The 10756-nt window shown below is 48.6% G+C and carries 10 protein-coding genes and 1 pseudogene; 6 read left to right on the top strand and 5 right to left on the bottom strand.

Annotation, left to right across the window (positions count from 1 at the left end):
• The coding region (locus tag JW883_08825; protein MBN1842364.1) for a hypothetical protein at positions 1–371 on the bottom strand (371 nt) is incomplete at its 3' end.
• 191 nt (positions 372–562) lie between these two features.
• On the opposite strand from JW883_08825, the gene JW883_08820 reads away from it, so the two are divergent.
• Positions 563–958 (top strand): phage holin family protein, encoded by a 396-nt coding sequence (locus JW883_08820; protein MBN1842363.1) that lies wholly within the window; start codon positions 563–565, stop codon positions 956–958.
• A gap of 182 nt (positions 959–1140) precedes the next feature.
• The gene (locus JW883_08815) at positions 1141–3033 is read left to right on the top strand and encodes a phosphoenolpyruvate carboxykinase (GTP) (protein ID MBN1842362.1); all 1893 of its coding nucleotides are present in this window, start codon (positions 1141–1143) and stop codon (positions 3031–3033) included.
• A gap of 13 nt (positions 3034–3046) precedes the next feature.
• On the opposite strand, the gene nadB is transcribed toward JW883_08815, so the two are convergent.
• Together nadB and JW883_08805 are read right to left on the bottom strand one after the other, a co-directional pair.
• A complete protein-coding gene (gene nadB, locus JW883_08810; GenBank protein ID MBN1842361.1) occupies positions 3047–4672 on the bottom strand; it encodes an L-aspartate oxidase in 1626 nt (541 codons plus the stop codon).
• 10 nt (positions 4673–4682) lie between these two features.
• Complete coding sequence (locus JW883_08805; protein MBN1842360.1) at positions 4683–5348, bottom strand: TIGR04211 family SH3 domain-containing protein; 666 nt, start codon at positions 5346–5348, stop codon at positions 4683–4685.
• A 522-nt stretch (positions 5349–5870) separates the two neighbouring features.
• On the opposite strand from JW883_08805, the gene JW883_08800 reads away from it, so the two are divergent.
• Positions 5871–6287: a DUF1178 family protein gene (locus JW883_08800; GenBank protein MBN1842359.1), complete on the top strand. Its 417-nt coding sequence runs from the start codon at positions 5871–5873 to the stop codon at positions 6285–6287.
• A 47-nt stretch (positions 6288–6334) separates the two neighbouring features.
• On the opposite strand, the gene JW883_08795 is transcribed toward JW883_08800, so the two are convergent.
• Entirely contained in the window at positions 6335–8512 is a 2178-nt protein-coding gene (locus JW883_08795) for an ATP-dependent RecD-like DNA helicase (GenBank protein MBN1842358.1), read from the bottom strand.
• Between the two features lie 135 nt (positions 8513–8647).
• Here JW883_08795 and JW883_08790 point away from each other — a divergent pair, with 135 nt between their 5' ends.
• From JW883_08790 to JW883_08780, 3 genes are all read left to right on the top strand, one after another.
• Positions 8648–9424 carry an inositol monophosphatase gene (locus JW883_08790; GenBank protein ID MBN1842357.1) on the top strand — a complete coding sequence of 259 codons (777 nt, stop codon included), beginning with the start codon at positions 8648–8650 and terminating at the stop codon, positions 9422–9424.
• Positions 9424–9621, top strand: a complete 198-nt coding sequence (locus tag JW883_08785; protein ID MBN1842356.1) for a hypothetical protein — start codon at positions 9424–9426, stop codon at positions 9619–9621. The genes JW883_08790 and JW883_08785 overlap by 1 nt, the downstream gene beginning before the upstream one ends.
• 114 nt (positions 9622–9735) lie before the next feature.
• The gene (locus tag JW883_08780; protein MBN1842355.1) at positions 9736–9942 is read left to right on the top strand and encodes a hypothetical protein; all 207 of its coding nucleotides are present in this window, start codon (positions 9736–9738) and stop codon (positions 9940–9942) included.
• Between the two features lie 246 nt (positions 9943–10188).
• On the opposite strand, the pseudogene JW883_08775 reads toward JW883_08780, so the two are convergent.
• Positions 10189–10485: pseudogene (locus tag JW883_08775) on the bottom strand (hypothetical protein).
• Positions 10486–10756: the final 271 nt, after the last annotated feature.

Below are 10756 nucleotides of genomic sequence, written 5' to 3'. Positions count from 1 at the left end.
ATCTTTGCAGGTCTCTTCTTTTCAAGGGCGCTCGCAGCCACAGGCCTCTCGGGCGCCCCAACATCGAATTTCTTCAAAAGGAGGTCCCTGGTCGACACCCTGGGCTTTTTGACGGCCGCCACTTTCTTTTCTTTGGTCTTGGCTTTTGGCTTAGGCTTTGTTTCCATCACTTTTTTTCCCTTGGTCTTGGTAACAGACTTGGGTTTCGCTACGGGTCTCGATTTTGCGGCATCCTTTTTTGGCTTCCCTTGTTTTCTCAGATCTTTCTCCTTTGACACAGATGCCTTAACAGATTTTTTGGGCGCTGCTTTCTTCTTGGCAGCCGACTGCTTTTTTTTCTCGGTCGATCCAAGCATACTCTTTCTTCCCATAAAAACCCCCTGCATCAAATGAATGAATTTAAGGCCCCTTATACGAAATTGTGTCTCAGTTGTAAAGACCTTTTATTACATCTACTTGCATGGAGACTCCTGAGGCGCATTTCGGGCGGCTGGATATGTTCGATCAACTGTGATATTGTCACATCAAAAATTCTGTATATCCGAACTGCTGGAGGAGAGCAATGAAAGGGATTTTCACGAGGTGGTTGATCTTGACGGGTGCGATTATGTTCGCTTCGTACCTGCTGGATGGGATACGGGTAAGCAGTTTTTTTTCTGCCTTCTTTGCAGCCGCCATGCTGGGGATACTCAACGCTTTTTTCCGTCCCATAATCATCATCTTGACCCTTCCCATAAATCTGCTAAGCCTTGGTCTTTTCACCTTCGTGATAAACGCCTTGATGCTCAAGATGGCCTCAGGCGTGATATCCGGTTTTGATGTATACGGATTCTGGTCTGCCGTGTTCGGTTCCCTGGTAATTAGCGTGGTCAGTTGGCTTTTGAGTTCTTTCATAAACGAGCGGGGGACGGTTGAGTATATCGACCTGAAACACAAGGGGGGAAACAGATGGGAGTAAAGAATGGGGCACAGAGGACCAGGTTTTCCATGTTAGAATAAAGACCAAGCCAACGGGTTGATTTCTGCTACTGCGTGTGTTAATGGATAACGGTATCTTGTCGGCGAGAGGGCCCACAAGGCCAACCGCAGCGTTGAAATCTGATACGAAGGTTGATTGCTAATATTAAAGAGGAAGTACCAATGGCTACGAATAGGATACTCGAAAGCAGATTGGGACCTGAGAGTTTGAGAAAGCTCCTTGCGCTCAACAACCCTCTTCTAAATGAAGTCATTGAAGAGGCAATTTTGCAATTTCAACCCAACTCTGTTTTTGTTTCAGGCGGTTCTCCGGAGGATTTACACCGGGTGCGAGTGCAAGCCATAAGACGGGGGGAGGAAAAACCCCTCATTTTGCGAGGCCACACTATTCACTATGACGGATATGAAGATCAAGGAAGGGACCCGGTGAATACCAGATTTCTCCTGTCTGGCGGGGCTTCATTAGGACCGTCACTGAATTGTCTGGAAAGAGAGGAGGGGATCGCCGAAATAGATAAGGTTATGAACGGCATCATGCGCGGCAAAGAGATGGTTGTCAGCTTTTACTCTTTGGGACCGCTGGGCACTGAATTTGCCATCCCCTGCGTTCAGGTCACGGATTCGTACTATGTGGCACACAGTGAGGACATACTGTACCGCCAAGGATACGAACTGTTCAAAGGCGAAACAACCAGAGATGGCTTCTTTGCTTTTTTGCATTCTGCAGGCGCGCTGAAACAAGGCGTCAGCCGCGATATTGATCTCCGGAGAATGTTCATAGATCTGGAAAGAAATTTTGTTTATAGCGCAAACACACAATACGCCGGGAATACGGTTGCTGCAAAAAAACTGGCCCATCGCCTTGCCATAAGAAAGGCCGCCCAGGAAGACTGGCTTGCTGAACACTTTCTCATTACAGGAGTTCCAAGCTATGAGGGAAGCAAGAAGACCTATATGGCTGGCGCTTTCCCAAGCTGGTGTGGCAAGACATCAACCTCCATGCTATTTGATGTTGTAGGGGATGATCTGGCCCATGTTCGGAAGAAAGAGGGCAAGGTCTATGCCACCAATGTTGAGAAGGGGATGTTTGGGGTCATTAAGGATGTAAATCCTGAGGATGATCCCTATATCCACGATATTCTTGTGCATCCGGGAGAAATCATATTTTCAAATGTTCTTGACGTTGAAGGCAGGGTCTATTGGCAGGGCATGGGAAAAGTCAATATCCCTTTGAAAGGGGACAACCATTCGGGCCACTGGTGGAAAGGAAAAAGCAACAGCAACGGAAAATTGATTCCCGTTTCCCACGACAATGCGCGATTTTGTGTCGGCTTGGAGGGTCTTAAGAACCATGATGCCACTCAGGTTGTAGATCTTGAAGGGATTATCTACGGCGGACGTAGTTCAAGAAGACCTGTACCCGTTTCCGAGCTGTACGGTTGGGTCCATGGCGTGTTTTGCGGTGCCAGCATTGAATCCGAACCCACTGCTGCAACTGTTGGCGGATCCAGCCTTGAAGTCGTTATTAATCCCATGGCAAATAAGGAGTTTCTATCGATTCCTATTGAAAAATACCTGGAAAACTATATCAATTTCGGAAGAGACCTAAACAAAACCCCAAAGATATTCTATGTCAACTACTTCCTTAGAGACGAGTCAGGCGACTTTACAAACACCAAGATGGACAAGAAAGTCTGGATAAGGTGGATAGAAAGACGGATCAGTGGCAAAGTCGGGGCATATGCAACGCCAACCGGCCTCATTCCCAAGTACGATGACCTGGCTGGGCTCTTCAAGAGGGAGTTGCAGGCAAGTTATTCAAAAGAGGACTATGAGTTTCAGTTCATGACGTGTGTGCCGGAGCTTCTGGACAAACTCAATATTTCAGAAAAATTCCTCCAAAAAGAGACAAGTGCTGCTCCAAAAGAGATCTTCGAGATGATTGATAAGCAGAGAAATCTGCTCCTTGAAGTCCAAAAGACCCTTGCGGACAACATCTCACCTTTCAAGTTCAAAGACTACCAAGTGCCTTTGCCGTTGACGCTACCATTTTAGGTACTGTCCAGCCTCAACCCACAAAAGGCCGCCGCAGGATGGTATCCTTGAGCCAGTGTTTATCATCTTTCTGAGGGTACTGGATGTTATAATGCAGACCGCGGCTCTCCTTCCTTAGAGTGGCACTCTGGATAATGAGAGCGGCCACCATGGCTATGTTGCGAAGCTCTATCAAATCGAGGGTGATCCTGAAATCCCAATAGTATTGTTGTATCTCTTCCTCCACCATTTCTATGCGGTTTCGAGCGCGCAACAATCGCTTGTTGGAACGTACAATCCCTACGTAGTTCCACATGAGCCGCCGGATCTCGTCCCAGTTGTGGGAAACCACGATCGCTTCATCGCTGTCTGTGGTGCCCATAGGATCCCAGGGGGGTGGGTCCGGACATAAGCCTGTATTCATTGTCTTAAGATCGTTTATCGCCTGCTGAGCTGCCCGGTCGGCATAGACCACGGCCTCAAGAAGGGAGTTGCTGGCAAGACGGTTTGCGCCATGGAGCCCTGTACAGGCTGTCTCTCCCACAGCATAGAGCCTTTCTACGTCAGCCTTCCCGTCCATATCCACCAGCACACCGCCACACATATAATGGGCCGCAGGGACCACAGGCATCGGTTCCTTGCTCATATCTATTCCAAAGGAAAGGCACTTCTGATAGATATTCGGGAAACGCTCCATGAGGAAATCAGATTCTTTGTGAGTAACATCCAGAAAGACGCAGTCGTCTCCACTCTTCTTTAGCTCGCTGTCAATGGCGCGGGCCACCACGTCTCGACAGGCCAGGTCTTTTTGGGGGTCGTAGTCTCCCATAAAGGCTCGACCTCGTGAATCGATCAGCACCCCGCCTTCGCCCCTGAGCGCCTCGGATATGAGAAAATTCTTGGCCTCAGGATGATAAAGACACGTGGGATGAAATTGGACGAATTCCAGGTTGGCAACGAGCGCTCCTGCCCGGTATGCCATGGCGATTCCGTCACCTGTGGCTATGTCAGGATTACTGGTAAACAGATATACCTTGCCGGCCCCGCCGGTGGCCAGAACCGTTATCTTGGCATGAAAGGTGTGAACCTCATTGGTTTTGGTATCCAGCACATAGGCGCCGCAGCACACATCCTCATGGGCCGCAGTGACAGTCCCCCGTTTCATCCTCGTGGAATAGGTGATGAGATCCACGGCAATGTGATCCTCAAAAAAACCAATGCGGTCTTGGTTTCGAACGCGATCCACCAGAGCCTGTTCAATGATGTGACCCGTAAAATCCCCCGCGTGGACGATCCTTTTCTGGCAATGCCCCCCCTCAAGTCCCAGATCAAGTTCCAGGTTGCCGGTACTATCTTGGGTGAAACTAACCCCCCAGTCCATGAGTTGCCCAACGATTTCCGGCCCGCTTCTCACAACCATCTCAACAACATCGGCTCTGCAAAGCCCGTCTCCGGCCCTCAAGGTGTCTTGCACGTGAAGGTCAAAGGAGTCGTATTGGCCGAAAACAGAGGCGATCCCCCCCTGGGCATAGTTGGTGCTTGTATCCATTGCCTCTTTCTTCGTGACAACAGCCACTTGGCCGTACTCTGCCACCTTCAGGGCAAAAGACAGACCCCCAATTCCGCTTCCAATGATCAAAAAATCAACATCGTGCCGCATGGTTAGTTCTTTACAGCAAAGAAGAACGCCGCTTCGGACGTCGAGACGCATAGCCTATGATGAAGCCCACAATAATGACGCTTCCACCAGCAATAAACCAGCGAAGCGTCTGACTGTTACGGAGATCATCCACCTCGTTTTCAAGTTCTGCCACCTGCTTCGTTTTTGTCCCCAGTTCCTTGCTCGCCTTTTCATAGGAAGCTTTTAGAGCCATGAATTCCTTGGATTCACTCTTTAAGGTTTCAAAGGACTCTGTTATGGAATTTGCCGTCTGTGTTTGCTTTGACAACGCCCTTTCCAGTTCCTTGCGCTCCTTCCTGAGCCGGTCATTTTCTTCAGCAAGGGACTTTGCCTTAAGACTCAGGGCCTGGTTTTGTCCTTGGAGTCGGGTAATAACCTCATGTTTGGGCGGCCCCGGAACCAGAAACTGAGCCAACATCCACCCTTCCTTCTCATTGGGCAGTCTGACCTTGACCCATTCGCTCTCGTCTTCAATATCGAGCGCCTCCAGTATTTCTATTGGAGTACCCGACTTGGGCATGGCAATGATCTTATGCGAACGATCCGGGCCAGTTCGAACCATTACCTCAAAGACATCTTTCACATACATGGTTTCCCCATAGACGACTGTAACGCCAAGAAAAAAGCAAACCAAGAATAGGAGCACAGACTTCATAATTTACCATTCCCCCCTTTGCTCGAAAAGCTACCGCGAAGACTCCAGTAAATTTAGTGTTAAAAACATAAGATTTGTTCCCGCTAATAGCAGGGTCGAAATGACAGATTCACCGAGTCCGGCTTGTTCCGAACCTGTTCATTTTAGTATTGAATATTTGGTGGAATGTCAATAATTTCTTTGAAATGAAGAGCATAAGATGTTATGTTATATAGTTATTTAACATCTAAAAATCTAAAAACGAAAATTTGAGGCCCATACCAGATTCGGGATCATACTTAGTTTCCATCCAGAAACGGATCTTAAGACACTGGGCACTAGCGTCAGTTTCCAATTCAGAAATGAGTCCGCCGGAGGCGGACAAGGTCAAGGAAATTCCCGCTTGCAGCGGGACGCGGAGGTCCGCCTAGGCGGATCGCACAAGCGATCCCACAGATTGATACGCCGGAGGCGGAGAACAGGGCCATTTCCGGATGCAAACTACTTAACTTGGAGAACTTTCGAAACAAGAGCTTATTTGACATGATTGCGTACGATTTAGTATGTGCAGGCGGCCATACCTTTGAAGGATGGTTTGAAGATCAAAAGGCCTTTGAAGATCAAAAGCAAAAAAACCTTATCGCCTGCCCTATGTGTAACGACACGTCAATAGAAGTTGTACCCTCCACGTTTACCATAAAGACAAGTTCTTCTCTGCCTGAAAAATCGACAGGGACCGATATTCCCAAAAAGGTACCGAGCACTGAAGAGATCACACACTTTCTGGAGAAAAACTTCGAAGATGTAGGTTCCGATTTTGCGCGAGAAGCTCTGAAGATGCATTACGATGTTTCGGAGAAGCGAAACATAAGGGGAACCAGTTCCAAGGCTGAAGAGGAGACGCTGGAAAAAGAAGGGATCAAGTTTTTCAAAATCCCTATTCCCCGCCTGGACTCCTGAGGACGCAAATCATAATGCGTCCACTCCACTATTAGATTACTCACGACCTACAAAAGCCGGAAAGCAAGGCGTGTCAAGCGTCTTTGCGGCTTGTCATTTCTAATGGCAATGGCCATGGCCTTTTTGGTGCCGATAAGGACGACCAATTCCTTGGCACGGGTTATCCCTGTGTAGATGAGATTTCTCTGAAGGAGCACATAGTGCTGGGTCATGACAGGCAATACTACGGCCCTGTACTCCGATCCTTGGGACTTGTGCACGGACACAGCATAGGCCAATACGAGCTCATCCAGCTCAGCAAAGTCGTAGTCCACAGGCCGACCGTCGTATTCAACCGTCAGTTTCTGCATTTTGCCATCTATCTCGCTGATGGTTCCAATGTCGCCGTTAAATACGTCCTTTGTATAATTGTTTCTGATCTGCATCACCTTGTCCAGGCGCTTAAACGTGCGTCCCATCCGTTCAATCATATCACTGGACTTATTGAGGGCTTCTTGCAACACACGATTCAGGTTGGCTGTGCCGACAATCCCTTTGTGCATGGGAGACAGCACCTGGATATCTAACAGAGGGTGAAAATTAAACCGATCAGGGATGCGCACGCAGCAAAGCTCCCGGATGGTGGAAAGGACCTTTTCAGGATCATCTTGCTCGATAAAGTAATAATCCTTGAGAGTATCTCGATTTGAACTCTGCGCAGCCGGAAAATTACCCTGGTTGATCTGATGGGCATTGACGATGATAAGACTCTCCCGGGCCTGTCTGAAAATCTCTGTCAAGTACACGGCAGGCACACGTCTTGAATCGATCATGTCTCGCAGGACGTTTCCAGGACCCACCGGAGGAAGCTGATGAATATCTCCCACCAAAATCAGCACGGCCGTGGCGGGCACAGCCTTGACAAGGTGATACATCAAGAAAACATCGACCATGGATGCCTCATCCACGATGACCACATCTGCATCAAGGGGATTCTCTTCGTTTTTCTGAAATCCCCCGCTCTTGTGGTTGTAAGCTAACAGCCGATGGATGGTTTTTGCCTCACGGTTTGTGACTTCGGAAAGCCTTTTTGCTGCACGCCCAGTAGGAGCAGCAAGGAAAATCCGCTTCCCTGCCCCTTCAAAGACAGCTATAATCGCTCTCACCAAGGTCGTTTTGCCAGTTCCGGGCCCGCCTGTCACGATAGACACCTTGGATGAAAGCGTCGTCTCAAGAGCAGACCACTGCCCTTCGGAAAGGAGGATGGCCAGTCTCTTTTGCAGAAGCCTCTTGATCCCCTTATCATCCGCTTTAAGGGATTTGACAGGCACGGAAAGGAGGGCCTTGAGTCGGTTTGCAAGACCCCTCTCAACAGTGTGAAAAGCCTTAAGATAAACGGCCTTCTCACTTTTGCCGACATCGCCATCCTGATCCCCAAGGTCCTCTACTACAATACGCTTTGATGAAACCAGGTTGTCAAAAGCGCTCTCGAGGACACCATGGCCTGTCTCAAGTAAATCTCGTGACCGTTTCATCACATCGTCGCACGCTCCATAGACATGGCCGTCCTCAGACATCTTTTCCAACACATGGAGGATGCCGGCTTCTGCCCGTATCAGTGAGTCTTTCGGAACACCAACTTTGCCCGCAATGCAGTCAGCAATGACAAAGCCGATGCCAAATATGTCTGTTGTCAGTCGATAAGGATTTTTCCGCACAACACGGATAGCATTTTTGCCGTATTGCTTAAATATCTTGGCGCTGTAGCCTGCACTCACCCCATGTCCCTGAAGAAAAATCATGACGTCGCGGATCTCTCTCTGATCTTCCCAGGCCTTGCGGATCATCTCAAGCCGCTTCTTGCCAATCCCTTCTATGCCCATGAGTTTCTCGGGACGATGTTCAATGACCTCCAGGGTCTTGTCACCGAAACGCTTCACCAATCTCTTGGCCATCTCAGGACCGATTCCTCGAATGAGCCCTGACCCCAAATATTTTTCAATCCCATGTACTTTGGCAGGAAGGCTCACGCTGCAGGCGCCAGCCTTGAACTGCTGTCCGTACTTGGGGTGGATCTCCCAGACACCCGAAAGTTCCAACACCTCGCCCGGAGAGACGCCTCCCAACTGGCCCACCACAGTCACCAAATCCGGATTTCCTTTGACCTTCAACCTTGCTACTGTGTACAGACTGTCATCATTGAAATAGACAATCCGATCCAGTTGGCCTTCCAGGGTCTCTGACATTCTTAACCTATCAAAATCGTTTCACAAATATTCGTATTTCAGTTAAGTTAACGAACAAGCATTAAGATGTCAATCCATTTACGGTTGTCTGATATTGAAGTTGACATTATGGGAGAATTTGATATTAAATAATATGTGGATGTTGAAAGAATACGGGATGTAGGCCTCGCCGCTGGAGCAAGGGCCGGCGAGATCCTTTGCAATTATTGGGGAAAAACCCACACCGTAGGAAAAAAGGGGGCAACAGACCTGGTCACTGAGGCTGACTTGGCCTCTGAAAAGGCTATTACCCAGCTTATTCGGACTGCCTTCCCTGAGCATAGCATCCTTGCTGAGGAAAGTGGCATAACGTTCGGGACAGACTCTTGCAGATGGATTATTGACCCCCTAGACGGTACCACGAATTTTGCTCATGGCCTGCCTGAATTCACTCTCTCTATTGCTTTCGCCTACGAGGAAGCACTCGTCTTTGGGCTGGTCCTAAATCCTGTCAGCGAGGAACTTTTTTGTGGGATACGAGGCCGGGGGGCGACTCTCAATGGCCGGACTATCCACGTTTCCAGCGCTGACAATCTTGGCGAGAGTCTCCTGGTCACAGGTTTTCCCTATGAGTTGAAGCCCGTTATAGACCCCCTTATGCAGCGGTTTGAGCGATGCCTCATGGCTGCACAGGGAATTCGCAGGCTAGGCTCGGCCGCACTGGATCTTTGCTATGTGGCCTGCGGTCGATTTGAAGGTTTCTGGGAACAAAACCTGGCCCCTTGGGATACGGCGGCCGGCGTGGTCATCGCCCAAGAAGCCGGAGCAACGATTTCTGACTTCTCAAATGAACCGTACTCCATTGAAAAAAAGGAAATCCTGGCCACGAACGGCCATATTCACGAAAAGTTGGCTACTCTGCTGAGGTTGTGATGACAAAACCGGTACTGAGTCCAAAGGTCCTGAAAAACAGGTTCGATTGCTTCGGCAATTTTGACCCCCACGATACTATTTGTCTGAGATGGTGCCACTTGAACATACGGTGCGCCATCGCAAAGGATCAATATGAACAGCTTGAAATCATGGAAGATTTCTTTGATACTGTGCTGGAAACATCCAGGCCACAGTAACCTCCGGCAACAGGGGTCGTTACGTAAGCTGAGTTCCTGCTCTGCAATTCCAGCTAGTGCCCAATCTCAAAAAAGCCATTCATGGATGGGCACCAGCTAAGAAGGGAAGTATCGATGGCTAAAATGGTGAAGGGGACAAAGAGGTACGTATTCCTGAGAGGCAAAGCCGAAGATGAAGATGATATTGTCATTGATATATTCAGTAAGAAGGAACTCGATGCAGCCCTGAAGAATGGCAGAGTGACTCTGGAAGATAATATTGTAAAGGTCGAGGTGCTGGGAAGAGTCGATCTCAGAAAACCGCAGAAGTCCAAAAAATAATGGGAAAAAGTGGGAAAAGAATTCATCCGGTTCTGCATTTTGTGTTAGCGCTTTTCTGTTCCATTAGCTAAGGAAGATCTGAATAATATCTTCATCGCCGTTAGACACAGCTTTTAAGAATTCCTTCTTGGTCATTTCATCTTCTATTGTACCATTAGGGCGAATTAATGCTTGGGATAACCGGCTTGAAAAAGCGCCAGCTTTTTCAAAGCCGAGTTAATCCCATTGTCATGCCATTTTCCTGTCTTACTGTGGAGATGTTTTAAATTCTCTCAAGCGGGTACATTCAACAAGACGATTCAAGGTTTTCTCAGTAAACACCTTGCCCCTTGTCGCAAGGATCATCTTTTTCATATCCTCCCTGCGGACGCCAAAGCCACGTCCGCCGATACATGCAATGACCTCATATTTCGGATTATCTTCGGCGCGTCCGGCAAGGCTCAATTCGCCGAGATGTTGAATGCGCGTTACCTTATCGCGTGCTGTACCATCGTCTTCAGTGATCTTCGCCTCTATGATGACTTGCGGATTGAATTCGCTGGGAGGGTATGTCGGCATATTCGGCTCCATATTCTGCAGCGCTTTCGTGTACAGCAAACAAAGGCATATTCTTCGTTGTTGTCGTTTTGGCGTGCTCCATGTATTTTTCCACCTCGTTCCATCCTCCGAAGCGCTGGAGCCAATTTGCCACTTTTGCAATGCGTGATGTTGTTATTTCGTTCTTATCCCAGTCAAGTCGCAGGGACCAGATTGCTATGCGAATCAGATGCCCGTATGCAATGCATCTTATATCGCCATGAGTCGGTTTGACATT

The organism is Deltaproteobacteria bacterium (genome assembly GCA_016930875.1).
Classification (GTDB): Bacteria; Desulfobacterota; Desulfobacteria; order Desulfobacterales.
Note: the sequence above shows the minus strand (reverse complement) of the source record. Positions and strands in the feature narration are given on the sequence as shown.